Source organism: Saccharopolyspora pogona, assembly GCF_014697215.1.
Lineage (GTDB): Bacteria > Actinomycetota > Actinomycetes > Mycobacteriales > Pseudonocardiaceae > Saccharopolyspora > Saccharopolyspora hattusasensis.
The window spans coordinates 7,173,726-7,196,457 of record NZ_CP031142.1 but is presented as its reverse complement, the minus strand read 5'-3'; the positions used below and the strand labels follow the sequence as shown (position 1 = coordinate 7,196,457).

24 protein-coding genes and 1 pseudogene are annotated in these 22,732 nt (G+C 69.5%); 12 read left to right on the top strand and 13 right to left on the bottom strand.

Annotation, left to right across the window (positions count from 1 at the left end; all coding sequences use genetic code 11):
• Positions 1 to 220 precede the first annotated feature (220 nt).
• Together DL519_RS33790 and DL519_RS33785 are read right to left on the bottom strand one after the other, a co-directional pair.
• Positions 221 to 1,105 (bottom strand): annotated as a pseudogene (locus DL519_RS33790) (2-hydroxy-3-oxopropionate reductase); the annotation flags it as partial.
• Between the two features lie 72 nt (positions 1,106 to 1,177).
• Complete coding sequence (locus tag DL519_RS33785) at positions 1,178 to 1,978, bottom strand: hydroxypyruvate isomerase family protein (RefSeq protein WP_190820851.1); 801 nt, start codon at positions 1,976 to 1,978, stop codon at positions 1,178 to 1,180.
• Between the two features lie 209 nt (positions 1,979 to 2,187).
• Between DL519_RS33785 and DL519_RS33780 the strand changes: the two genes are divergently transcribed.
• The 8 genes from DL519_RS33780 to DL519_RS33750 all read left to right on the top strand — a co-directional run bounded on the left by DL519_RS33780 (position 2,188) and on the right by DL519_RS33750 (position 7,528).
• A complete protein-coding gene (locus DL519_RS33780; protein WP_010316138.1) occupies positions 2,188 to 2,445 on the top strand; it encodes a thiamine-binding protein in 258 nt (85 codons plus the stop codon).
• A 10-nt stretch (positions 2,446 to 2,455) separates the two neighbouring features.
• Positions 2,456 to 2,821, top strand: coding sequence for a helix-turn-helix domain-containing protein (locus tag DL519_RS33775; RefSeq protein WP_190820849.1), 366 nt, complete (start codon positions 2,456 to 2,458; stop codon positions 2,819 to 2,821).
• Positions 2,822 to 3,220: 399 nt separating this feature from the next.
• On the top strand, positions 3,221 to 3,730 hold the full coding sequence (gene uraD / locus DL519_RS33770) for a 2-oxo-4-hydroxy-4-carboxy-5-ureidoimidazoline decarboxylase (protein WP_190820847.1): 510 nt from the start codon (positions 3,221 to 3,223) through the stop codon (positions 3,728 to 3,730).
• A complete protein-coding gene (gene uraH / locus DL519_RS33765) occupies positions 3,727 to 4,095 on the top strand; it encodes a hydroxyisourate hydrolase (protein ID WP_190820845.1) in 369 nt (122 codons plus the stop codon). The genes uraD and uraH overlap by 4 nt, the downstream gene beginning before the upstream one ends.
• Before the next feature lie 7 nt (positions 4,096 to 4,102).
• A complete protein-coding gene (pucL, locus tag DL519_RS33760; RefSeq protein WP_190820843.1) occupies positions 4,103 to 4,993 on the top strand; it encodes a factor-independent urate hydroxylase in 891 nt (296 codons plus the stop codon).
• 695 nt (positions 4,994 to 5,688) lie between these two features.
• Positions 5,689 to 5,925 (top strand): hypothetical protein, encoded by a 237-nt coding sequence (locus DL519_RS50480; RefSeq protein WP_397545083.1) that lies wholly within the window; start codon positions 5,689 to 5,691, stop codon positions 5,923 to 5,925.
• The gene (locus DL519_RS33755) at positions 5,835 to 6,248 is read left to right on the top strand and encodes a S8 family serine peptidase (RefSeq protein WP_190820841.1); all 414 of its coding nucleotides are present in this window, start codon (positions 5,835 to 5,837) and stop codon (positions 6,246 to 6,248) included. Before DL519_RS50480 ends, DL519_RS33755 begins: the two co-directional genes overlap by 91 nt.
• A 368-nt stretch (positions 6,249 to 6,616) precedes the next feature.
• Complete coding sequence (locus DL519_RS33750; protein WP_190820839.1) at positions 6,617 to 7,528, top strand: serine/threonine-protein kinase; 912 nt, start codon at positions 6,617 to 6,619, stop codon at positions 7,526 to 7,528.
• A 1-nt stretch (position 7,529) separates the two neighbouring features.
• On the opposite strand, the gene DL519_RS33745 is transcribed toward DL519_RS33750, so the two are convergent.
• The 3 genes from DL519_RS33745 to DL519_RS33730 form a co-directional block, all read right to left on the bottom strand.
• Entirely contained in the window at positions 7,530 to 7,799 is a 270-nt protein-coding gene (locus tag DL519_RS33745; RefSeq protein WP_190824646.1) for a hypothetical protein, read from the bottom strand.
• A gap of 195 nt (positions 7,800 to 7,994) precedes the next feature.
• Positions 7,995 to 8,342, bottom strand: a complete 348-nt coding sequence (locus DL519_RS47540; protein WP_223839875.1) for a Rossmann-fold NAD(P)-binding domain-containing protein — start codon at positions 8,340 to 8,342, stop codon at positions 7,995 to 7,997.
• A gap of 214 nt (positions 8,343 to 8,556) precedes the next feature.
• On the bottom strand, positions 8,557 to 8,889 hold the full coding sequence (locus DL519_RS33730) for a hypothetical protein (protein ID WP_190820835.1): 333 nt from the start codon (positions 8,887 to 8,889) through the stop codon (positions 8,557 to 8,559).
• 151 nt (positions 8,890 to 9,040) lie between these two features.
• Between DL519_RS33730 and DL519_RS33725 the strand changes: the two genes are divergently transcribed.
• On the top strand, positions 9,041 to 9,436 hold the full coding sequence (locus tag DL519_RS33725) for a nuclear transport factor 2 family protein (RefSeq protein WP_190820833.1): 396 nt from the start codon (positions 9,041 to 9,043) through the stop codon (positions 9,434 to 9,436).
• A 209-nt stretch (positions 9,437 to 9,645) separates the two neighbouring features.
• On the opposite strand, the gene DL519_RS33720 is transcribed toward DL519_RS33725, so the two are convergent.
• Positions 9,646 to 10,749 carry an alcohol dehydrogenase catalytic domain-containing protein gene (locus DL519_RS33720; protein WP_190820831.1) on the bottom strand — a complete coding sequence of 368 codons (1,104 nt, stop codon included), beginning with the start codon at positions 10,747 to 10,749 and terminating at the stop codon, positions 9,646 to 9,648.
• A 297-nt stretch (positions 10,750 to 11,046) separates the two neighbouring features.
• Here DL519_RS33720 and DL519_RS33715 point away from each other — a divergent pair, with 297 nt between their 5' ends.
• Complete coding sequence (locus tag DL519_RS33715; RefSeq protein WP_190813279.1) at positions 11,047 to 11,880, top strand: transposase family protein; 834 nt, start codon at positions 11,047 to 11,049, stop codon at positions 11,878 to 11,880.
• A 236-nt stretch (positions 11,881 to 12,116) separates the two neighbouring features.
• Here the strand turns inward: DL519_RS33715 and DL519_RS33710 are convergent, their stop codons facing one another.
• Together DL519_RS33710 and aceB are read right to left on the bottom strand one after the other, a co-directional pair.
• The gene (locus DL519_RS33710; protein ID WP_190820829.1) at positions 12,117 to 13,370 is read right to left on the bottom strand and encodes a DUF6986 family protein; all 1,254 of its coding nucleotides are present in this window, start codon (positions 13,368 to 13,370) and stop codon (positions 12,117 to 12,119) included.
• A gap of 167 nt (positions 13,371 to 13,537) precedes the next feature.
• Positions 13,538 to 15,130, bottom strand: a complete 1,593-nt coding sequence (gene aceB / locus DL519_RS33705; RefSeq protein WP_190820827.1) for a malate synthase A — start codon at positions 15,128 to 15,130, stop codon at positions 13,538 to 13,540.
• Positions 15,131 to 15,371: 241 nt separating this feature from the next.
• On the opposite strand from aceB, the gene DL519_RS33700 reads away from it, so the two are divergent.
• Entirely contained in the window at positions 15,372 to 16,151 is a 780-nt protein-coding gene (locus DL519_RS33700) for an IclR family transcriptional regulator (RefSeq protein WP_190820825.1), read from the top strand.
• A 282-nt stretch (positions 16,152 to 16,433) separates the two neighbouring features.
• Positions 16,434 to 17,267 carry a transposase family protein gene (locus tag DL519_RS33695; RefSeq protein WP_190820823.1) on the top strand — a complete coding sequence of 278 codons (834 nt, stop codon included), beginning with the start codon at positions 16,434 to 16,436 and terminating at the stop codon, positions 17,265 to 17,267.
• Positions 17,268 to 17,456: 189 nt separating this feature from the next.
• Here DL519_RS33695 and DL519_RS33690 read toward each other — a convergent pair whose 3' ends face one another.
• The 5 genes from DL519_RS33690 to DL519_RS33670 form a co-directional block, all read right to left on the bottom strand.
• Entirely contained in the window at positions 17,457 to 18,059 is a 603-nt protein-coding gene (locus DL519_RS33690; protein WP_190820821.1) for a DedA family protein, read from the bottom strand.
• Positions 18,056 to 18,535: a tRNA (adenosine(37)-N6)-threonylcarbamoyltransferase complex ATPase subunit type 1 TsaE gene (tsaE, locus tag DL519_RS33685; protein WP_190820819.1), complete on the bottom strand. Its 480-nt coding sequence runs from the start codon at positions 18,533 to 18,535 to the stop codon at positions 18,056 to 18,058. Before tsaE ends, DL519_RS33690 begins: the two co-directional genes overlap by 4 nt.
• The gene (locus tag DL519_RS33680; protein ID WP_190820811.1) at positions 18,532 to 19,620 is read right to left on the bottom strand and encodes an alpha/beta fold hydrolase; all 1,089 of its coding nucleotides are present in this window, start codon (positions 19,618 to 19,620) and stop codon (positions 18,532 to 18,534) included. Before DL519_RS33680 ends, tsaE begins: the two co-directional genes overlap by 4 nt.
• 106 nt (positions 19,621 to 19,726) lie before the next feature.
• Positions 19,727 to 20,872 (bottom strand): alanine racemase, encoded by a 1,146-nt coding sequence (gene alr / locus DL519_RS33675; protein WP_190820809.1) that lies wholly within the window; start codon positions 20,870 to 20,872, stop codon positions 19,727 to 19,729.
• 278 nt (positions 20,873 to 21,150) lie between these two features.
• On the bottom strand, positions 21,151 to 22,668 hold the full coding sequence (locus tag DL519_RS33670) for an NAD(P)H-hydrate dehydratase (protein ID WP_190820807.1): 1,518 nt from the start codon (positions 22,666 to 22,668) through the stop codon (positions 21,151 to 21,153).
• Positions 22,669 to 22,732 lie beyond the last annotated feature (64 nt).

Here is a 22,732-nt window from a genome sequence, read left to right as displayed (position 1 = left end):
GCGGTTCTGGTTGCTTGGCGGCGCTGGACCGCTGACCCGTGACCGTCTTGCTGCTTCGAGGTCGCCCGGTCGGGCGAGTTTTGGCGCGATCTTCCGCAATCTCAATGGAAATCAGAGGTCCGATTTCCATTGAAATTGCACACCCCACGGGGTGGGGTGGCGGTGTCGCGCGGGGCCGTGGCCGCAGGAGACGAGGAACTCCCCGCGCGACATCGCGGTCTCAGTCGCGACCGTTGAGCCGCGTGATCTGCTTGAGCAGCCCGGAGTGGTCGAGCTTCCCGTCGCCCTGCGCGACCGCGGCGGCGACGAGCTGGCTGACCAGCGAACCGAGCGGAATCGACAGGCCCGCGTCGCGCGCGGCGGCCTGCACGATGCCCATGTCCTTGTGGTGCAGTTCGAGCCGGAAGCCCGGCGCGAACTCGCGGTTGCGCATCTTCGCGCCCTTGGCGTCGAGCACGGTGCTGCCGGCGAGTCCGCCGCCGAGCACCTTCAGGCCCGCCTCAGTGTCGACGCCGTGCGCCTCCAGGAACACCAGGGCCTCGGCTACCAGCCCGATGTTGCCCGCGACGATCAGCTGGTTGGCCGCCTTGACGGTCTGCCCGGCCCCGGCGGGTCCAACGTGGACGATCGTGGTGCCGACGGCGCCCAGCACCGCTTCGGCTGCCGCGAAGGCGTCGGCCTCGCCGCCGACCATGATCGACAGCGTGCCGTCGATCGCCTTCGGCTCACCGCCGCTGACCGGCGCGTCGATCGCCCGCACGCCCTTCTCGGCGGCAGCCTCGGCGACGCGGCGTGAGACGTCGGGGCGGATCGTGCTGCAGTCGATGAGCAGCGCGCCCTGCTTGGCGTTGGCCAGCACCCCGTCCTCGCCCAGCACGACGTTCTCGACGTCCGGCGAGTCCGGCAGCATGGTGAAGATGATCTCGGCGTCGCGGACGGCCTCGGCCACGCTGCCCGCCGCCTTGCCGCCGTCGGCGACCAGCTGGTCGACCTTGGCCTGGCTGCGGTTGTAGCCGGTGACCTCGTGGCCGACCTTGACCAGGTTGGCCGCCATCGGGCCGCCCATGATGCCCAGCCCGATGAATCCGACCTTGCTCATGGTTGTGGTACCTCCGTGGTTGGTGCCGTTCGTGAGTTCCCCTCCCGGTAAGAACCGGAAAAGCCACTCACGAGCGGGTCAGCGCTTGATCCAGCCGAAGCTGTCGGCGCTGGCCCCGCCCGGCTTGTACTCCAGTCCGATGTGGCCGGTGTAGCCCGCCGAGTCGAGCTTGTCGAAGTAGTGCTCGAAGTCGATCTCGCCGGTGCCCGGCTCGTTGCGGCCCGGCGCGTCGGCGATCTGCACGTGCCCGATGCTCCGGGCGTGCCGGTCGATCACCGCGTCCGGGTCGTCGCCGTTGACCGTCAGGTGGTACAGGTCGAACAGCAACCGCAGGTTGTCCACGCCGCCCTGGTGGTGCCCACGGTCGATCACCGCGAGCGCGTCGGCGGCGGTCTTCAGCGGGTACGCGGGCGTACCGCTGACCGGCTCGATGAGCACCGTGCCGCCGATCCGGGCAGTGCCCTTCGCGGCGCGGACCAGGCTCTCGGCGGCCACGTCGTCCTGCGCCTGCGCGTCGACACCGTCGATCCGGTTGCCGTACAGCGCGTTGAACGCACGGCAGCCCAGCCGCTCGCCGATGCCCACGGCGACGTCGACGTTGTCGGCGAACTCGCCGGTCCGGTCCGGGTTCGACAGCACGCCGCGCTCCCCCGCGGGCATGTCACCGGCGAAGAAGTTCAGGCCCACCAGCGAAACCCCGGCATCGGAGATCGCCTGCACGAACCGGTCCACCTCGCGGTCGGTGGGCACCGCGACCGCGAACGGCCACCAGAACTCCACCTTGTCGAATCCGGCGGCCTTCGCCGCGGCGGGACGGTCCAGCACGTCCAGTTCGGTGAACAGGATCGAGAGGTTGACGTCGTAGCGGTTCGGATTCATCGGCACCCCCCTCGGGAGAAATTTCGTTATGTGGAAATCTTATTTCATACAACGATAGTTTAGCGAGAAGGTCGCCGTCGGTCAACGCCCCGCCACCGGTTACCCACCGGTCACCGGTGGCGGGCCCGACCAGCGCAGAAGCACCCGCGCCCGGTCCTCCGGCGGCGAGCCCACCTCGGCCGATACGGTTCAACCGGGAGGTCACGCCAATGATCTTGCGAGCCGAGTTCACCACCGAGCCCTTCGAGGGAGAAGGCGAGCCGCCGGCGCACGCCGTGGCCGCCCGCGACTGCCTCCGCGCCGCCGGGCTGGAGCCCGAATTCGGCCCGCTGGGCACCTCGATCAGCGGCGAGCGCGAGGCGCTGCTGCCCGCGCTGGCCGCCGTGCTGGAGACCGTGCTGGACACCGGAGCGAACCGGATCACCCTGCAGGTGACCGTCGGCGATGCCGACGAGGACCAGGTTTAGGCTGGTCAACGTGCATCCGCTCGCCAACGCGATCGCCCCGCTGCTGGAGCACGTCGGCGGTACCGCCGTGCCTGCCGACGAGCGCGAGCCCGGCGACATCGTCCTGTACTGGGAAGGCGCCCCGGCGGTCGCCGTCCGACTGCCCGGCGAAGAGCTGACCAGCGCCCTCGACCGGATCATCCGGGCCGTCGAGGGCGAACTCGGCGGACGCCTGCCGGACCTGCCGCGCGCGGACAAGCAGCGCGCCGTCCGGCTGCTCGAAGAGCGCGGCGCGTTCTCGATGCGCAAGTCCGTCGAGACGGTGGCCAAGGCGCTCGGCGTCAGCCGCTTCACTGTCTACAACTACCTCAACCGCGAGCAGGCCGACCGTAGCTGACCCCGGCGGACGGGTTCGACCCCGCCCGGCCGGGCGGTCGGCCTCGCCGGGAACCGCAGCCCTGGCCAAGCCGCCGGTTTCGCCGGAAACTGACCGGACGAACAGGACAACGCCGAGCGGCCGAATTCGGCAGGACCAACCCCGCGGCGAGTGCGTCCAGCACCCGGCACGCGGCGGTCCGACACCCGGCGAGCTGCCGGAGTTGCGCCAACCACACCAGGCTTCACCAGGATTTTTCAACAAAGTGTTGACACTTGGCGGACTGCGGTCGTAGCTTTTGCCGCACCGGAGCTCGTGACCGGCAACCGCAGCACAGCCCAGGCATGCTCGGACTCTCGTCCGCCGCCTCCGCCAATCCCGGAAACCTCTTCGGGGACGCACATCCTGTGAGAGTTTGCGATGCCAACAACCACCGAAACGGACCGGCTGAACGGCCTCCCCCGAGCGGAACTCGTTCAGCAGCTGCTCGCCTGCCTGGACATCCCCCGCTGGGCCGCCGACATCGCCGACCGGCGCCCGTTCGCCGACGTCACCGCCGTCTACCAGGCCTCCGACGCCGCCGCACCGGAGCTGACCCCCGAGGAGATCAACGGCGCGCTCGCGGCACACCCCCGAATCGGCGAGCGCGCCACCGGCGAGGGCACCTCGGCCAAGTTCTCGCGCAACGAGCAGTCCGGGGTCGGCGGCGGCGACGCCGAGCTGGCCCGCGCGCTGCGCGAGGGCAACGAGGCCTACGAACAGCGGTTCGGGCACGTGTACCTGGTCTGCGCCAGCGGCCGCAGCGGTGCGGAGCTGCTGGCGATCCTGCACTCCCGACTGGACAACGAGCCGGAAGCAGAGCTGCGGATCGTCGCCGACGAACTCCGCAAGATCGCACGTCTGAGATTGGCAAAGGTGATCGAAGGATGAGTGCCGTCACCACCCACGTGCTGGACGCCGCGCAGGGCGCCCCCGCCGCCGGGGTCGCGATCCGGCTGGAGGCCGCCAAAGGTCCCGAAGACCCGCTTGCGGGGTCGAGCATCGACACTGCCTGGAGCTCGATCGCCTCCGGCCGCACCGATGACGACGGCCGGATCAAAGATCTGGGCCCGGACCGGCTGGACGCCGGAGACTACCGGCTCACCTTCGAGACCGGCGAGTACTTCGAGCGCCAAGGCGTCGCGACCTTCTACCCGCAGGTGCAGATCACCTTCCGGATCGCCGACCCCGAGCAGCACTACCACGTTCCGCTGCTGCTGAGCCCGTTCGCCTTTTCCACTTACCGAGGGAGCTGATCACCGCATGGGCATCGTCATGGGCCCCAACCAGTACGGCAAGGCCGAGGTCCGCATCGTTTCGGTGAACCGGGACAACGCGCGGCACACCATCAAGGACCTCAACGTCAGCTCCTCGCTGCGCGGCGACCTCGATGCCGCCCACCTCACCGGCGACAACGGCAACGTGCTGCCGACCGACACGCAGAAGAACACGGTCTACGCCTTCGCGAAGGAAGCGCCGATCGGCGAGATCGAGGACTTCGCGCTGCGGCTTGGCCGGCACTTCGTCGGCACCGCGGACGGCATCACCGGCGCGCGCATCCTCATTGACGAGCACAGCTGGGAGCGGATCCCGGTCGGCGGCACCGGCCACGACCACTCCTTCGCCCGCGCAGGCGACGAGAAGCGCACCACCGCGGTCACCATCGACGGCGACCGGGCGCACATCGTGTCCGGGCTGAAGGACCTGATGGTGCTGAAGTCCACCGGTTCGGAATTCTGGGGCTATCCCAAGGACAAGTACACGACGCTGGCCGAGACCAACGACCGGATCCTGGCCACCGCGGTCACCGCCCGCTGGCGCTACCTGCACACCGACGTGGACTGGGGCAAGAGCTTCGGGTCGATCCGCTCGACGATGCTGGAGGCCTTCGCCACCACGCACAGCCTGGCGCTGCAGCAGAGCCTGTACGAGATGGGCAAGTCCGTGCTGGAGAAGCACCCGGAGGTGGGTGAGGTGCGGCTGTCGCTGCCGAACAAGCACCACTTCCTGGTCGACCTCGAGTACTGCGGGCTGGAGAACGACAACGAGGTGTTCTTCGCCGCGGACCGGCCGTACGGCCTGATCGAGGGCGTCGTCACCCGCGACGACGTCGAGGAAGCACCGCAGGCCTGGTACAGCCTGCCGCAGTTCTGATCTTTCACAGCAGTTTTCGGCCGCCGGGCCTCCCCGACGCACGAGGAGAGCCGGAAATCGAGGATCATCGCTGATCCTGCAGTTGGGGCCGCCGGGGATTCCTGGTGGCCCCTTCTGCTACGCGAACTTAGCTCTGCAGCCAGCACACCAAGATCATCGCAACCTGATCAACAACTAACAAAGCCCTACCGGGAGCCTGTTGCAGAATTACGCCCACCACGGACCGCGATCGATCGACCACGGCCGAGATGGCCACTGGTGGACGAACGGCGGCGATTGAGACTGATCTAGTACTTCGGTTCAGCCGTTTTCGCCGACAACGCAACAGGCTCTATGCCGGCAAAAGGTGCCCTTCGCTCATCACCCGGCCGGTCTCGGACCGATCGTGGTCCGCAATTTCAATGGAAATCGGAGGTCCAATTTCCATTGAAATTGCGGAAGAACCCAGGTGAAGCTGACCGAAAGTACCTTTCGGGCGGGAAAAATCACCTCGTCGTGGGTCGGCGGATAGGCGGGCGTACTACTGTCGTGGGGCGTGCTACTGCCATGGGACGTGTGCCGAGAACACCCGGATCTCGTCCGCGTGGTCGACGCCGTTGAGGCGTTGGGCCCGGTCCGTCTCGACCTGGGATTGCAGGTCGGCGAAAGACATCGGCGCGGGCATCCGCTACGCGGCCGACCACAGCGCGAACGTCGTGAACCTCAGCCTCGGCGCGCAGCTGCTGACGCTGCTCAGGCTGACGCTGCTCAGGCTGGCAAAGGAGACGAAGGAGGCCATCGCCTACTCCCGCGAGCGAGGTGTGGTCGTGGTCACCTCGGCGGGCAACGAAACCGCGCCGCCGTGCGCCACCTCACCTGGGAATCGGGTGCGTTGTGCGTCTCCGCGACGGACGGCGACGAGCTCCACTCCACGTACTCCAACCTCGCCCTGAAGCTGGACACCAAGGCCGTGTCGGCACCAGGCGGTTCGTCCTCGAAGGGCTGCGACGACGACGTGTGGTCGACGGTGCCGCGCGGCGCAGGTTCGGCGAAGTGCGGGCAGGCCGACTACGACGCCTTCGCCGGAACTTCGATGGCCGCCCCGCAGGTCGCAGGGGTCGCGACGCTGCTCGGCGGGCAGGGCCGCGACGCCGACGGCATCGAGAAGGCGCTGATCTCCGGCGGCACGTCGCTGGTGGGGCTTCGCGGGGTCTTCAAGCCGGTCTACGGCTTCGGCGTCGTCGACGCCGCCGCAGCTGTCGAGCAACCGCTGTGACCAGGCCGTCATCGGTAGTGGTCCGACCAACGACCACTATCGCTGACGAGTCCGCTGCTGGGGCCGAATTCGCGAATGGCGCAAAATTCTCGACCGCGCGCCCGAATCCAGGAACAATGATCAATGCACGCGCCGCCGCGCGGGCACCGACCGATCCGGGAGCTCGGGCCGATGGACCTTTCGAAGCTTTTCAAGATGGTGTCCCCTGCGAAGCACCATTCGCACGGGCACTCCAGCAGCGGCGGAAACCGCCGCCGGCATTCCAGCAGCAGCGGGCACGGCCACCGCCGGCACCGCTCGCGCAGCAGCAGCCACGGCCACTACCGCCGTCGCAGTCACAGCTGACGCCGCACAATCGGCTTCCTTCGGTGCTGATCGATTCGTTGAGCTCCTACTACTACGGCGAACCGGACCAGGGCTGGGGACCGTCCGAAGCGCCGCTCGCGCCGGGCGAAGCACTCGCGCCCGGTTACCGGGTCGTGGGCCACTTGCGCCGCGGCAGCCGGCTCGATGTCTACGACGTTTGGAGCGAGGAGCGTTCCTGCCGCTGCATCGCCAAGACCGTCCGGCCGGAGCGCGCCGCGGACGAGCGCGCCGTGAGTTGGTTGCGCAACGAAGGCGTGCTGCTGACCCAGTTCGCGCATCCGCACCTGGTTCGCGGCTACGAGATCGTGCAGGCGGAGCGGCCGCTGCGTCCGGTGGTGATCACCGAGACGCTCCCCGGCCACACGCTGGGTTTCCTGATCGAGGAATTCGGTCGGCTGCGGCCGATCGACACCGCGGTGCTGGGCATCCAGCTGTGCTCGGTGCTCGGTTACCTGCACCGCCGCGGCTGGGTACACCTCGACGTGAAACCGTCCAATGTGGTCGAGGTCGGCGGGCGTGCGGTGCTGCTCGATCTGAGCCTGGCCTGCCGGATCGGCGAGCGCAGCTCGGCCGGGACGTTCGACTACCTCTCCCCGGAGCAGGCCGGTGGCGGCGAGATGACCCCGGCGGCCGACACCTGGGGCTTGGGCACCACGCTGTACGAGGCCCTTTCCGGCACCACGCCGTGGGCGGAGGTGTCGCACCGGCAGCGCAGCAGCAACGGCACCCGCTACTACCCGCAGCGGGACACCACCGCCGCGCCGCTGCGCACCCACCGCCGCCTGCCCGCGGCGCTGTCCCGAACGGTCGACTCGTGCCTCAGCCCGGACCCGAAGTCCCGCCCGGCGGTCGCCGAGGTCGCGGACCAGCTGATCGCCTGGTCCGGCATGAATCCGGAAACCATCGACGCCTGACCTACCGGATCTCCTTGCGCGGCAAGGCGAAGGCAGACCCCCGGGCACCATCCCCGCCGCCGGTTACCTCGTCGCCGTTCCCGAGGACGCCAGGCCCCAGGAGCGTGGTGCGGGTACCGAACCGGGTGGCGGCGCGTTCGCCGAGCTGCATTCCGTCCGTGATTACCAGTGCCGGCAACTGGAAACCGAGACCAGTCTGCAGCGCGCTGAAGGCGTGCACCCGCTGGAAGAGGATCGTCAGGAAGTACGGCAGCGCACCGAACGTGCCCATCTAGACGAACGTGGCGGTGACACTGACGACGAGGCTCCGGTTGCGCACCGGCGAGTGTTGCGGGACAGCGGCGTGATCTGGCAGCAACCGTCCGGCCGGGAATCTGGCGCCGAGAAGACCTCGACGCCAGATTCCCGGCCTGCTCGCCACGATCCTGTCAGCGGCCGACCGCGAAGACGGCCGCTGGCAGCTTGATCAACCGTCGATCTGGCTGAGCTTCCGGCACAGGGCCGAGATCGCGTCCCGGTTGCGCCGGTTTCGGACGCTGGCCGGCCGCGGGGCGCGCCGGGCCTTGCTGTTGAAGTACACGCCGTGCGCTGCAGCCTGGGTCGGAGGCGAGGCGAATGCTGGAAGCCGCCGCCCCTGCCGACCGCCTGCCCGCCGAAGAGAACCGGCATCAAAAGCCTCAGCAACGGCACTAGCCGCCGGCGGATACGCGCCTATCGTGAGGTTCTTGTTCATGGCCGTGTAGGCGTGTCCAGGATACGCGACGTTGACCGTGATCCCGGGCTCCCGCAGGTGCTCGGCGAAGGCGTAGCTCACGACGCCGCCGATGTCCTGCGCGAACGCTCCGGTGGCCGGCTCGACGCGTTCACCGCCGACTTGCTGACCAACTCGGCGACGGCAGCCCTCGACACCGCGCGTCCCAGGAGTGGCTTCGAGGTGACGACGCGGACCGCATGAGGTCGATCGACCGAGCCTTCGAGCAGCTAGAACCGGCATTCGCAGGAGTCCCGCAGGAGTGACCTCGGCGGGATCAGCGCTTGCGGCGGAAGGCGATCGCGATGGCGACCAGGGCAGTGGCGAGCGCCAGCTGACCACCCCAAACGATCTTGTTCACGTTGACGGCCGCGTGCCAGGCGACCTTGCCGTCGGCGGAGATCGAAAACGCGCCGACCGGGCAGGCTTCCATGCCGATGCCGAAGCCACCGTCGTCGTGGGGCCGGTGGCGCCCGCCGCCGGATCGAACCCTGGCCACCGGCAGCAAAGTGGTGTCGCCCTGCTGCACAGGTTCCCCGAAGACCTGGCGCTTGCCCAGCCGCTCGGCCAACGTCTCCAGGATTTCGCCTCGGACGCCCTGCTCTTCCATGACCTTCTCCTCACGATGCCGTGGTACTGACCCGACGCTAGCCGGTACGCCGACACCGCGCCGCACAGTTTTCCCATTACCTGCGGGGTAATCGACGCGACTCGGAAAGGCAGCCAGACTCGTAGCAGTTCCGACCCGAGAGGAAAACACCATGACCTTCAGGAAAACCGTCGACAACTTCCTGCAGGCCCTGGTCGGCGGCGACCCGGACGCCATCGCCGCGCTGTTCGCGGAGGCAGTCGACTGGAAGATCGCCGGATCGCCTGCGGTGCCGTGGATCCGGCACTGCACGACCCGCGCGGACGTCGCCGAGTTCTTCCGCACGATGCTGGGCGGTTTCGTCCCGGAGGGGCGCGCGGCGAACATCGGCCACATCCTCGTCGAGGGGCCGCACGCAGTGATCCTCGGCGAGATCTCGCAGGTCATCAAGGCCAACGGCCGCGCCTTCACCACCCCGTTCGCCCTGCACCTGACGGGCGAGAACGGCCTGATCACCCGCTACCACATCTACGAGGACAGCCTCACCGTCGCCGAAGCCGCCGCTTGAAAGCCTGCTTCCAGGCTCGTCTTGCGTCGCGGCGCAGGTAGCGGAACCCCGGACTCCGGGATCCAGACTCGTGTAAATCCAATGCGCCACGCCGGGGCTGACCTCGCCAGACGACATCTGAGAACTCGCGGCGGCAGCGCGGGCAAGCGCCTCCGGTGCTTCGAGAACGAAGGACAAACCGCTTCCAAGCAGCCGCTGCTCCTGACGGATCAGAAGCGGATGACCTGGCGCATGGCTCGGCCTGAGGCGAGCTCGTCCATCGCGTGGTTGATGTCGTCCAGGTCGATGGTGCCCGAGACCAGCTGGTCGACCGGCAGCTTGCCCGCCCGCCAGAGGTCCGCGTACTCCGGTATGTCCCGCGAGGGCAGGCCGGAGCCCAGGAACGAGCCGATGATCGTGCGCGTTTCGCTGACCAGCAGCAACGGCGAGATACTGCTGCGCGCCTCCGGCGAGGCCAGGCCGACCGAGACCGTCCGGCCGGCGGGCGCGGTCACCGAAACCGCCGTCTCGAACGCCTTCGCGTTGCCGCTCGCCTCCACCACCATGGGCGTCCGGTGCCCGGACTCGACGGCCTCCTCCGGTGTCAACGCCTTCGTCGCGCCGAGTTCGAGACCGCGAGAGCGCTTGCCCGCCAACGGATCCACAACGGTCACGCTCCCGGCGCCGCAGGCCAGCGCCACGAGCACCGCGGCCATGCCGACCCCGCCGACGCCCACCACCGTGACGTCCTCGCCGGGCTCGATCCGGGCGGCGTTCTTCACCGCGCCGCCACCGGTGAGCACCGCGCACCCGAGCAACGCGCCGATCTCCGGCGGCACGTCGTCGGCGATCGGCACCACGGAGTGGCGGTCGACCACGGCGTGCGTGGCGAATCCGGAAACGCCGCAGTGGTGGTGCACCTCACGGCCGTCCCAGTTCAGGCGGCGAGCCCCGGAGAGCAGCGTGCCCGCGCCGTTGGCCGCCCAACCCGGCGAGCACAGCGCCTTCCCGCCCGCGCGGCACGCGTCGCATTCCTCGCACCGGGGCACGAAGTACATGACGACCCGCTGACCAGCAGCGATATCGTTGACCCCAGCGCCGACCGCGGTGACCCGGCCGCAGGCTTCGTGCCCGAGCAGCATCGGCACCGGGCGCACCCGGGTTCCGTCCACAACGGACAGATCGGAGTGGCAGACCCCGGCGGCCTCCAGCTGCACGAGCAGTTCGCCGGGCCCGGGCTCGTCGAGGTCGAGTTCGGTGACGGCAAGCGGCCGGGACTGCTCCCAAGGTCCTGGCCAGCCGCATTCCTGCAGCACCGCACCCCTGATCTTCATCACCACGCTCCTTAGCGCCAGCGGACATGCACATCCGCTCACACCGAACGCCGGCTTTCAAGCCCCTGCGCCGGGCGGCGACGACAGCCGGGTCCCGCAATTTCCATTGGGCTTTTTTCATCCTGATCTTGGCTGGTCAGAGGGTGTGGTCGTGGGTGGCGTGGTGTGGGCGGGCTGGCCAGGGCCATGATCATTTATCAAGATCATCTGACGGTGGCCGTGGTCGCGGAGAAGATGTGACGATGATCATGGCCGGTTGGCTGCAACGAGAGTGCCCCCGGCGGGGTTGGGGAGTGTGTGAAAACCCAATCCAGCCCCGCCGAGGGCACCGAACCCATTGTGTACCAAGCCCAACTTCCCGTGTCGAGGGCCACGATCGACTACCTCGCCTCGCTGATCACCACGCACTGCAGGAAAATCCGCTCTCGCTGGCGCAAGGTGACCCCTGGTACGCAGGCGATCATCGTGCTCGCGGTGCTGCGTCACGACCAGCGGCTGCTGGACATGGCCGGCGGCAACAGGGTGTCGGCCTCGACGATCCGCCGCTGGGTGCTGGAGGTCATCGACCTGCTGGCCGCCCGTGCCCCGCGCCTGGACCGCGTCCTGAGCAAAGTGGCCCGCGGCGGGGGTGAGGTCGTGCTGCTGGATGGCACCCTGGTGCGCACCCAGCGCCGCACCGGCAAGAACAACCGGCGCAACTACAGCGGCAAACACAAAGCCCACGGCCTGCTGTTTCTCGCCCTCACCGACCACAAAGGCAACCTGTTGTGGTTCTCTGCGGCCAAACCAGGGCGGGCCTCGGAAGTCACCACCGCCCGCCACAACAACATCACCACCGCACTCCGGGACGCCGAACTCGGCGCGATGTGCGACCTCGGATTCACCGGACTGGAAGACGACCCCGACGAACCCGTGATCATCATCGGCCGCCGCGCCGCCCGCGCCCACCCGCTCACCGACGCCCAGAAACAAGCCAACCAACTCGTTGCCCGCGAACGCGCCACCTGCGAACACGGCTTCGCCGACCTCAAAAACTGGCGCATCCTCACCCGCCTACGCATGCACGCAGCCAACGCCACCCGCCTACTACGGGCCCTGCTGGTGCTGACCAACCTCGAAATCACCCGCTGACAAACGATCATCAAAAATGATCATCGCCCCTGACCAGCCCACACACACCCCACCCCACCCCGTCAACCCCCCACCACCAGCACAAACAGGATGAAAAAACCCCATTGAAATCGAAGGAGTTGTCCACAGCCTCCGGCGTGTCGGGAGCCGACACGCTGGAGGACCGCAGTTTCAATGGAAACTGCGGAGAGGAGGTGACCGGCGAACGGCGTCCTCCACCCAGCACCTGATCGGAATCAGAGACGACCGAGCTTGCGGATCTCCGGTTCCGCCAGGCCCGTCATCTCCTTGACCTCGTCCGCGTCGGTGGCGCCGTTGTCCAGCGCCCGCACGAAGGACGCCGCCAGCGCTCGCGCCGTCGCCGGCTCGTCCAGCACCGCGCTACCGCTGGCCGACACGTACGCCGACAGCCGCGCCGCCTCGGCGGGAGCCGAGTCGCGGAAGGCCGAGAAAACCGCCGCGTAGCGGGTCACCAACTGCGCCGGGTGCAGATCCCAGCCCTGGTAGAAGCCGTGCTCCAGCGACCGGCGGGTGAGCCCGTAGTGGGTGCGCCAGCCGTGGTGCACCTGGTCGCCGACCGGCAGCACGTTGGTCGAGCCGTCGGACAGGAACACCCCGGTGCCTGCCGCCGACACCTGCATCGCGTGCCGCGCGAAGTCGCAGGCGCGGTGCGCGAGGTGCTGGTGCGCGGCAGTCAGCCCGCAGCTCGCGGTGTAGTCGTAGGTGCCGAAGTGCAGCCCGGTGACCCGGCCGCCGCCCGCGCGCAGGAACAGCGGCAGCGCGAAGCGCCCGTGGGAGTCCACGATGGACTGGGTGGTCTCCACCTGGATCTCGAAGCGCAGCGACTTCTCCGGCATGCCCAGCTGCTGCTCGAAGAGCTCCAGCAGCTCGACGAACACCTCCACCTGCGCGGCGTCGACGACCTTCGGGAAGGTGAGCACGAACCCGGCGGGCAGGCTGCCCCACTGCTGCAACAGCCCGGTGAGAAAGACGTCCAGCGTGCGCACCGAGCGAGCGCGCAGCTCGGGGGTGTCGAAGGACTTCACTCGCAGACCGAAGTTCGCCGGCTCGACGCCGTCGCGCAGCCACTCGGCGACCACCCCGGCGGTGCGCTCGGCGTCGGCGTCCTCGACGTCGTCGCCGGGCCGCCCGTAGCCGTCCTCGAAGTCGATGCGCAGGTCCTCCACCGGGGAGTTCTGCAGCTTTGCCCGCACCCACGGGTGCACAGCCCGGGCGATCTGGTCGCGCAGGCCGAGGATCTCGACGAAGTCCTCGGGTCGGGGCGCGTCCCGGTCGAACGCGGCCAGCGCCTCCCGGCCCCACTGCCGCACCGTCTCGGCGTCGACCTTGTTCGCCGGCACGTAGCAGGTGTGCACCGGCTGCCGGGCCGCGCTCGCCCCCGGGTAGGTGCGGGCGATGTGCTCGTCCACGGCGGACAGCCGGGCGAGCCGCTTCGCGATCTCGGCGGATTCCAGCGAAGTTCTGGCCACTTGCGCTCCCTTCGGTCCGACAGCCGGGAGGCGTCCCCGGCTGCCCAGCTCGGCTGCAGCGATGGGCCGCACGTCCACGGCAGTGCGATTTCAATGGAAATTGCGGGTCTGATTTCCATTGAAATCGCGGAGGACGCACGGCTCCGGGCTCACCGCAGCCTCATCACTCAGTCGATCTGCTCGTAGGCGGGCAGCGTCAGGAAGTCGACGAACTCGTCGGCCACCGCCACCTGCTCGAACAGCTCGATCGCCCGGCCTAGGTTGTCGACCGGGAAGCCGTCTTCGGCCCGCAGCTGCTTCTCGGTGTCGGCCAGCACCTCGCGGACCAGGTCCGCGGTGACCTGCTCGCCACCGGCCAGCACCACGCTGTTGTACAGCCACTGCCAGATCTGCGAACGCGAGATCTCGGCGGTCGCGGCGTCCTCCATGAGGTTGTGGATCGCCGCCGCGCCGTTGCCGCCCAGCCACGACACGATGTAGCGGACGCCGACGTCGACCGCGGCGCGCAGGCCCTCGATGGTCTTCTCACCGGGGGTGTCGGCCACCGACAGCAGCTGGTCGGCGGTCACCGAGACCTCGTCGCGGGTGCGGTCGATCTGGTTGGGCTTGTCGCCCAGCACCGCGTTGAACTCCTCGAAGCAGATCGGCACCAGGCCGGGGTGGGCGACCCAGGAGCCGTCGAAGCCGTCGCCGGCCTCGCGCTTCTTGTCGTCGTGCACCTTGGCCATCGCGGCCTCGTTGGTGACCGGGTCCTTGGTCGGAATGAACGCGGCCATGCCGCCGATCGCGAACGCACCGCGCTTGTGGCAGGTGCGCACCAGCAGTTCGGTGTAGGCGCGCATGAACGGCGCGGTCATGGTGACCGAGTTGCGGTCCGGCAGGACGTACTTGTCGGAGTCGCGGAAGGTCTTGATCACGCTGAACAGGTAGTCCCAGCGCCCGGCGTTGAGGCCGGCGGAGTGGTCGCGCAGCTCGTAGAGGATCTCCTCCATCTCGAACGCGGCCGGGTAGGTCTCGATCAGCACTGTCGCGCGCACCGTGCCGTGCGGGACGCCGAGCTCCTGCTGGGCGTGGGTGAACACGTCGTTCCACAGCCGCGCCTCGAGGTGGCTCTCCATCTTGGGCAGGTAGAAGTACGGCCCGCTGCCGCGGCCGATCAGTTCCTTGGCGTTGTGGAAGAAGTGCAGGCCGAAGTCGACGAACGCGGCGACCACGGGCTTGCCGTCGACCAGGATGTGCTTCTCGTCGAAGTGCCAGCCGCGGGGGCGCACCAGCGGCACGGCGTGCTTGACGTCGTCGCGCAGCTTGTAGTGCTTGCCTTCGGGCGTGGTCAGCTCGATCTGCTTGCGCACCAGGTCGTAGAGGTTGACCTGGCCGGAGACGACGTTGCGCCAGTGCGGGGTGTTGGCGTCTTCGAGGTCGGCGAGCCAGATGCGGGCGCCGGAGTTCAGCGCGTTGATCGCCATCTTGCGGTCGGTCGGGCCGGTGATCTCGACGCGTCGGTCGGCGATGTCGGCGGGCGGCGCAGCCACCTGCCAGTCGCCTTCGCGGATGTGCCGGGTCTCTTCCAGGAAATCCAGCCGCCCCTTCGCGCTGGCCTCGGCGCGGCGCTCCTTGCGGCGGGCGAGCAACTCGTCGCGGCGGGCGCCGAAGGCGCGCTGCAGGCCGGCGACGAACGCGAGCGCTTCCGCGGTGAGGATCTCGTCCCCGCGCTCGACGGCACCGCCGAGCACCTGCACTCCTGCTGGCGTTTCGGACATGAGAAGTCCACCTCTTTCTGCTGCCGGGTTCCAGACGGTGGCTTGATGGCTCACCTTGCCGCGTGGCGGACTGTCGCGCACCCGACGGGCGCGCGGCGGCCGTTCCGCTAGCGGTACGCCCGTTATGTTTTCTGCATCGTGGATGTTAGTTTCCATATAGCGTTCGAAGCAACATGAGCTGGCGCACCCACCACCGACTAGACTGCTGCTCAGCCAGCCACAGTGGAAAGGGAGTTCTGCGATGACGACTGGCCCGCAGCGGGCAACTCAGGGCGGAGGGGTGCAGTCGGTCGAACGCACCTTCGAACTCCTGGAACTGATGGCTGATGCCGGCGGCGAAGTCGCCCTGTCCGAGCTCGCCGAGAAGTCCGGCTTGCCGCTACCGACGATCCACCGCATCATCCGCACCCTGGTGAGCAACGGCTACGCCCGGCAACAGCCCTCCCGCCGCTACGCGCTCGGCCCCCGGCTGATCCGGCTCGGCGAGACCGCCAGCCGCGCGCTCGGCTCCTGGGCCCGCCCGTACCTGGCCGAGCTCACCGAGGCCACCGGCGAGACCTCCAACATGGCGGTGCTCGACGGCGAGAAGATCGTCTACGTCGCGCAGGTCCCTTCGCAGCACTCCATGCGGATGTTCACCGAGGTTGGCCGCCGGGTCGACGCGCACGCCACGGCCGTCGGCAAGGCCGTCATGGCCACCATGCCGCCGGAGACGGTGACGCAGCTGCTCTCCCGCACGACGATGCAGCCGCAGACCGAGCGCACCATCACGACGGTCGAGGCAATGCAGGAGGAGCTCGGCCGCATCCGCCAGCAGGGCTACGCGCTGGACGACGGCGAGCAGGAGGTCGGAGTGCGCTGCTACGCGGTCGCCGTGCCGGGCGCGCCGGCGGGCGCGGCCATCTCCATCAGCGGGCCGGAGGGCCGGATGACCCGAATCTCGACCGACGAGGTCATCCCCCTGATGAAGCGCCTGGCCAACGACCTGTCGGCCGAACTCAGCGTCAGCAACACGGCCTGACCGGACTCACATCCAAGGCCGGCGCGTACGGCGCCCCCGTGCGTGTTGACGCAATTTCAATGGAAATCGAAGGTCTACGGTCCGATTTCCATTGGGCTTTTTTCATCCTGATCTTGGCTGGTCAGAGGGTGTGGTCGTGGGTGGCGTGGTGTGGGCGGGCTGGCCAGGGCCATGATCATTTATCAAGATCATCTGACGGTGGCCGTGGTCGCGGAGAAGATGTGACGATGATCATGGCCGGTTGGCTGCAACGAGAGTGCCCCCGGCGGGGTTGGGGAGTGTGTGAAAAACCAATCCAGCCCCGCCGAGGGCACCGAACCCATTGTGCACCAAGCCCAACTTCCCGTGTCGAGGGCCACGATCGACTACCTCGCCTCGCTGATCACCACGCACTGCAGGAAAATCCGCTCTCGCTGGCGCAAGGTGACCCCTGGTACGCAGGCGATCATCGTGCTCGCGGTGCTGCGTCACGACCAGCGGCTGCTGGACATCGCCGGCGGCAACAGGGTGTCGGCCTCGACGATCCGCCGCTGGGTGCTGGAGGTCATCGACCTGCTGGCCGCCCGTGCCCCGCGCCTGGACCGCGTCCTGAGCAAAGTGGCCCGCGGCGGGGGTGAGGTCGTGCTGCTGGATGGCACCCTGGTGCGCACCCAGCGCCGCACCGGCAAGAACAACCGGCGCAACTACAGCGGCAAACACAAAGCCCACGGCCTGCTGTTTCTCGCCCTCACCGACCACAAAGGCAACCTGTTGTGGTTCTCTGCGGCCAAACCAGGGCGGGCCTCGGAAGTCACCACCGCCCGCCACAACAACATCACCACCGCACTCCGGGACGCCGAACTCGGCGCGATGTGCGACCTCGGATTCACCGGACTGGAAGACGACCCCGACGAACCCGTGATCATCATCGGCCGCCGCGCCGCCCGCGCCCACCCGCTCACCGACGCCCAGAAACAAGCCAACCAACTCGTTGCCCGCGAACGCGCCACCTGCGAACACGGCTTCGCCGACCTCAAAAACTGGCGCATCCTCACCCGCCTACGCATGCACGCAGCCAACGCCACCCGCCTACTACGGGCCCTGCTGGTGCTGACCAACCTCGAAATCACCCGCTGACAAACGATCACCAAAAATGATCATCGCCCCTGACCAGCCCACACACACCCCACCCCACCCCGTCAACCCCCCACCACCAGAACAAACAGGATGAAAAAACCCCAATGGAAATCGCGTCACGCCGAGGTTCCCGCCGACGCACGACGCGCGAGGCAAGCCTGAAACAGGCCTTGTAGCACCGAAAAGCAATCACCGGGCTTGGTGGAGCTGCTTGCGGCGGCGGAGCCACCACACCGCCAGCACGATCAGCGCCGCGATGCTGAGCAGCGGCAGCCCCAGCAATCCCGCTGCCGCTTCCACCTGCTCGTACGCCGCACCCGACCAGGCACCGAGCAGCACCAACGTCGTCGCCCACGCTGCTGCGACCGGGACGTTGCAGATCGTGAACCGCAGGTGGGTCATGCTGGTTCGACCCGCGATCCGGGGCACCAGCGTCCGCACCACGGCGAAGCACTGCGACGCCGCCACCGTCGACTTCGCGCGTCCGTCCAATGCGGACTCCGCCCGCGCGAACCGCTGCTCGCCGAACCGCTTGACCAGTTGCCGCCGCAGCAAACCGTCCCGGCGACCGCGGTAGTAGCCGTGCTGGCAACCGGAAGCCGTCGCGCCGAATGCGCTGATCGCGGCCACCCACACCTCCACGACACCGTGCCCGGCCAACCACCCCAGCGCCAGCACGGTGGCCGAGCCCGGTAGGAAAACCCCGATCAGCAGGCCGGATTCGGCGAACAGCAGCGCCACGGCCACGGCGAGCGCGAGCGGGCCGGGTATCCCGGCCAATAAGTCCGTCACCGGGCGAGCAGTTCAGCGAGACGCGGAGACCAGGTTTCGCCGTGCGGCTCCAGGCTAATCTCGCGGACGTCGTCGTCCCGGCGGCGGATCCGCAGCAGCAGGTAGGAATCCGCGAGCCGCTCGGCGAGGCCCTCGCCCCACTCGACGACCACCGCGGCATCCGTCAGATCCGTGTCCAGGTCCAGGTCGTCGATCTCGTCCAACCCGGCCAGCCGGTAGGCGTCGACGTGCACCAGCGCCGGGCCGTCACCGGATTCCGGTCGGTGCACCCTCGCGATCACGAACGTCGGCGAGGTCACCGCGCCGGTGACCCCCATGCCCGCGGCGATCCCCCGCGCGAGCACGGTCTTGCCGGCACCGAGCGGCCCGTCGAGCAGCACCAGATCACCCGCGCGCAGCGCGGCCCCCAGCCGCCGGCCGAACTCCAGCGTGTCGGACTCCTCCGGCAACTCCACGATCTGCAGTGCAGGGCTCAACTTCCGGTCACCTCCCCATCCCCCGCGGCCCGGCGGATCAGCTCGATCAACTCCCCGGTCACCAGCTCCGGACGCTCCAGCATCACCGGGTGCCCGGCACCCTCGACCCGCACCAGCTTCGCGTCCGGCAGTTCCGCGGCGAGCACCTCGGCGTGCGGCGAGAACGGGGTGACCCGGTCGGCATCGCCGCTGAGCACCAGCGCCTCGCAGGTCCGCAGCGCGGCCAGCGCCGTCCTACGGTCGTGCAGGCTGATCGTCTCCAGGAAGTCGGTGACCACCTCGACGGTGGTGGCGCCGATCATCTCGGCCATCAGGTCCACGATCTTGGGCGATACGTCGCGATCCCCGAACGACAGGTTGCGCACCAGGCTCCAGGCCAGCTTGTCGCCGAGACGGCGGGTGCGTTCCACCAGGCCCGGCTGGAAGTCCGCGAGCAGCGCGAGCCCGCGCGGCACCGGGTTGGCGCGGTGCAGCCACGGCCGGGCGAGCCCGGACGCGCCGACTCCGCCGGCGGCGGTGCCGATCAGCGCGACCGCGCGGACCCGGTCGCGGAACAGCTCGGGGCGCTGCTCGGCGAGCGCCATGATCGACATCCCGCCCATCGAATGCCCCACGAGCACGATCGGGCCCCGGCGCGCCGCGGAGCGCAGCACCGCGTCGAGGTCCCTGCCGAGCTGGTCGATGGTGCTGTTCTCCTTGCCGGAGTGGCCGGATCGGCCGTGGCTGCGCTGGTCGAAGAGCACCAGCCGAACCCGCGGCCCGGTGAGCTCCGGCAGGTCCCGGCGCTGGAAGTGCCAGCAGCGGGAGTCGAGCGCGAAGCCGTGCACGAGCGCCACGGTCAGCTCGGCTTCGCCGCCATCGGCGGGCTCGATCTCCTGCACCGACAGCGGAACCCCGTCATCAGCGGCCACAGTGGACTGCCGGTCCGGGCGGAGCCTGCCGAGCGGCTCGTCGGCGTAGGGGTCCTCGACCTTGCGCTGCGCGGCGACCCGCGAGCTGCGCGCGGCAACGCCGACGGCGGCGCCGGTGATAGCGGCACCGAGCGCCCCGCTCGTCCAGGCCAACGCCTGCCACACCGGCTTCACGGCGACTCCACGGTGGCCGAACGTCCTGCTCCGCTTTCCAGAATAGGCATGCCGCTCACGGCTTTCCGGCGCTTCGCGGTCGGCTCGCGCGTGCCGCGGACAACGCTCATGACGCCTCCGTGTCGACGACGGTGCGCGTGACTCGCGGCCGGTACATGCCGGTGACGATCTCGTAGTGGATCGTGCCGATCTCGTCGGCCCACTCCGCGGCCGTCGGCTCGCCCCGGTCGCCCGGCCCGAACAGCAGCACCTCGTCGCCTTCCCGGACCTCGTCGTCACCGCAGTCCACGACCAGCTGGTCCATGCACACCCGGCCGACCACCGGGCGCCGCTTCCCGGCCAGCCACACGGAAATCCGGCCCGACAGAGTGCGCGGCACGCCGTCGGCGTAGCCGACCGGCACCAACGCGAGGTTCGTCGGCCGCTCGGCCGTCCAGCTCTGCCCGTAGGACACGGCTTCGCCCGCCGCGATGCGCTTGGTCAGCGCCACCGAGGAGCGGAACGTCATAGCCGGGCGCAGGTCGTGATCGCCGTGCTGCGGGACGGGATCCAGGCCGTAGACGGCGATGCCCGGCCGGACCAGCTCGAAGTGCAGGTCGGGGCGGGTCAGCACGGCCGCCGAGTTCGCCAGGTGCCGGATCGGGTTGAGCCCGGCCTCCCGCGCCTGCTCGTAGGCCCGCTGGAAGCGTTCGGCCTGCCGGTCGATGGAGGGGTGGTCGAGCTCGTCGGCGCACGCCAGATGCGACCACACCGCCATGACCTCGACGTGCCCGTCGGCCTCGGCCTTCGCCGCGGCTTCCACCAGCGCGGGCCAGAGCTCGGCCGGGCAGCCGTTGCGGCACAGCCCGGTGTCGATCTTGAGGTGCACGCGCGCGACCCGGCCCTGCTGCTCGGCCGCGGCGGCGATCCGGCCCAGGCTGGTCTGCGAGGAGGCGGAGAGCTCGATGTCCGCGGCGACCGCCGGGGCGAAGTCGTCGTCCTCGACGTAGAGCCAGCACAACACCGGGGTGGTGATGCCGGCGGCGCGCAACTGCAGGGCCTCGCCGATCGATGCGACGCCGATCCGGTCCGCGCCCGATTCGAGCGCGGCGGCGGCTACCGTCACCGCGCCGTGACCGTAGCCGTCGGACTTCACGATGGCCATCGTGCGGGCGCCCGAACTGCGGGCGCGCGCCGAGAGCACCTTCACGTTGTGGCGGATCGCGCCGACGTCGATGCGCAGGTCGGCGCGGTACGCGGGCTGGTCACTCATGGCAGGCACATGGTCGCACACCACGCCACCAGTCCTTCCGAGGTATCGGACCGCCTGAACTCGCCGCCTCGTCGCTGACCGGCCACAGCACACCGTCGCGGGAAGCGGCACACCACCCGGCTGAACGTGAACTTCCGGCGAAATCTCCCCCACGCCGCACGCCACCTCGGCTGGCCATGCCGGGTGTGCGATCCAGGCTGCGAACCTCGCATCAGCACGACGTTTCCGCAGCTCAAGGCCCGCGAGCGCGTTGACCAGCGGAGATGCGACTCAGAGCCTCACGGCAGCGCCGCTTCGCGAACCGCCCGGATCGCCGTCGGGACGGCCGCGAGCAGCGCGGAGGCTCCGATCGGAGCGCCGACCTCGGCCGGGGTCCGGGTGGGTGCGCCGTGGGCGGCGAGGTCGGCCGCGCGGGCGTGGACGTGCGCCGCGTATCCGCAGGCCAGCCACGGTTCCACGCCGCTGGCGAGGAGCGCGCCGATCAGGCCGGTGAGCACGTCGCCGGACCCCGCAGTGGCGGGCCAGGCATGCCGCGAGTCGTTGACGAGCACCCGGCCGTCCGGCGCGGCGACGATGGTGGTGTTGCCCTTGAGCAGCACCACCGCATCGAAGCGCTCGGCGACCTCCCGCGCCGCGGAGACCCGGTCCTCGCCCAGCTCCGCACCGGACAGCCGCGCGAACTCGCCCGCATGCGGCGTCAGCACCAGCGGCGCATCGGGGTCGCGCGCGTCCCACAACGTGTCGTCGTCGGCGAACAGCGTGATCGAGTCGGCGTCCGCGCACACCGGGAGTCCCGATTCCAGCACGTGCCGCAACACATCGCGGCCGCTGGCCCCGGTGCCGATCCCCGGTCCCACGGCCCACGCCTGCACGCGCCCGGCGTCGGTGACCGAACCGGTCGCCACGACCTCCGGCCAGCGCATCCGCACCACGTCCGCGGCGGGCCCCGCGTAGCGCACCATGCCCGCGGTCGCCTGCACCGCTGCGCCACTGGCCAGCGCCGCAGCACCCGGATAGGTCGCCGACCCGGCGGCGACGCCGACCACGCCCTGGCTGTACTTGTCGTCGGCCGGCCCCGGAACCGGCCAGCCCGCGCCGATCTCCGCGGCTTGCAGCAGGTGGAGCTCGGGCTCGGGCAGCTCGTCGGCCACCCCGATGTCGATCACCTCGACGTCGCCGGAGTGCGCCGCACCGGCCCCCAGCACGTGGCAGGGCTTGCGCCCGCCGAAGGTCACCGTGACGTCCGCCAGCACCGCGGGGCCGTCGACCGCGCCGGTGACCGGATCGACGCCGCTGGGCAGGTCGACCGCGACGATCGGTACGTCCACCCGGCGCACCAACTCCGCCGCCGTAGGCCGCAGCGATCCCCGCGCGGACAGGCCGACGATCCCGTCGATCACCACGTCGGCGCGCTCGACCGCGTCCGCGGCCTCGGCCCCGATCCCCGCGGTGTCCGGGCTCGACCCCTCGGCGGGCACCACCCGGCCGCCGGCTCGGCGCAGCGCCGCGAGACCCGCAGCGTGCGCCTTCTGCGGGGCGAGCAGCACGGCCGTGACGCCGACCCCGCGGCGCCGGAGGAACGCCCCGGCCCACAGCGCGTCGCCGCCGTTGTTCCCCGCGCCGACGAGCAGCGTGACGTGGCGACCGGCGACGCCACCGGTGACTTCGGCGAGGACCCGCGCGGTGTGGACGGAGACGGCGTACGCGGCGCGGCGCATCACCGCCGGTTCCGGTGTCCGGGCGAAGAGCCGCTGCTCAGCGGCGCGGATCTGGTCCGGGGTCCACACTCCGTGCATCGCGTCCTCCCTCATCATCGATCGGCGATGCCGCAACAGTCTGCCCGCTCGCCGCGGCGATCCA

Coding starts and splice junctions, on each gene's coding strand:
- DL519_RS33785 (WP_190820851.1), bottom strand. CDS start 1,978: ATGAATCCGAACCGCTACGACGTCAACCTCTCGATCCTGTTCACCGAA.
- DL519_RS33780 (WP_010316138.1), top strand. CDS start 2,188: ATGATCTTGCGAGCCGAGTTCACCACCGAGCCCTTCGAGGGAGAAGGC.
- uraD (WP_190820847.1), top strand. CDS start 3,221: ATGCCAACAACCACCGAAACGGACCGGCTGAACGGCCTCCCCCGAGCG.
- uraH (WP_190820845.1), top strand. CDS start 3,727: ATGAGTGCCGTCACCACCCACGTGCTGGACGCCGCGCAGGGCGCCCCC.
- pucL (WP_190820843.1), top strand. CDS start 4,103: ATGGGCATCGTCATGGGCCCCAACCAGTACGGCAAGGCCGAGGTCCGC.
- DL519_RS33745 (WP_190824646.1), bottom strand. CDS start 7,799: ATGGGCACGTTCGGTGCGCTGCCGTACTTCCTGACGATCCTCTTCCAG.
- DL519_RS33730 (WP_190820835.1), bottom strand. CDS start 8,889: ATGGAAGAGCAGGGCGTCCGAGGCGAAATCCTGGAGACGTTGGCCGAG.
- DL519_RS33725 (WP_190820833.1), top strand. CDS start 9,041: ATGACCTTCAGGAAAACCGTCGACAACTTCCTGCAGGCCCTGGTCGGC.
- DL519_RS33720 (WP_190820831.1), bottom strand. CDS start 10,749: ATGAAGATCAGGGGTGCGGTGCTGCAGGAATGCGGCTGGCCAGGACCT.
- aceB (WP_190820827.1), bottom strand. CDS start 15,130: ATGTCCGAAACGCCAGCAGGAGTGCAGGTGCTCGGCGGTGCCGTCGAG.
- DL519_RS33700 (WP_190820825.1), top strand. CDS start 15,372: ATGACGACTGGCCCGCAGCGGGCAACTCAGGGCGGAGGGGTGCAGTCG.
- alr (WP_190820809.1), bottom strand. CDS start 20,872: ATGAGTGACCAGCCCGCGTACCGCGCCGACCTGCGCATCGACGTCGGC.
- DL519_RS33670 (WP_190820807.1), bottom strand. CDS start 22,668: ATGCACGGAGTGTGGACCCCGGACCAGATCCGCGCCGCTGAGCAGCGG.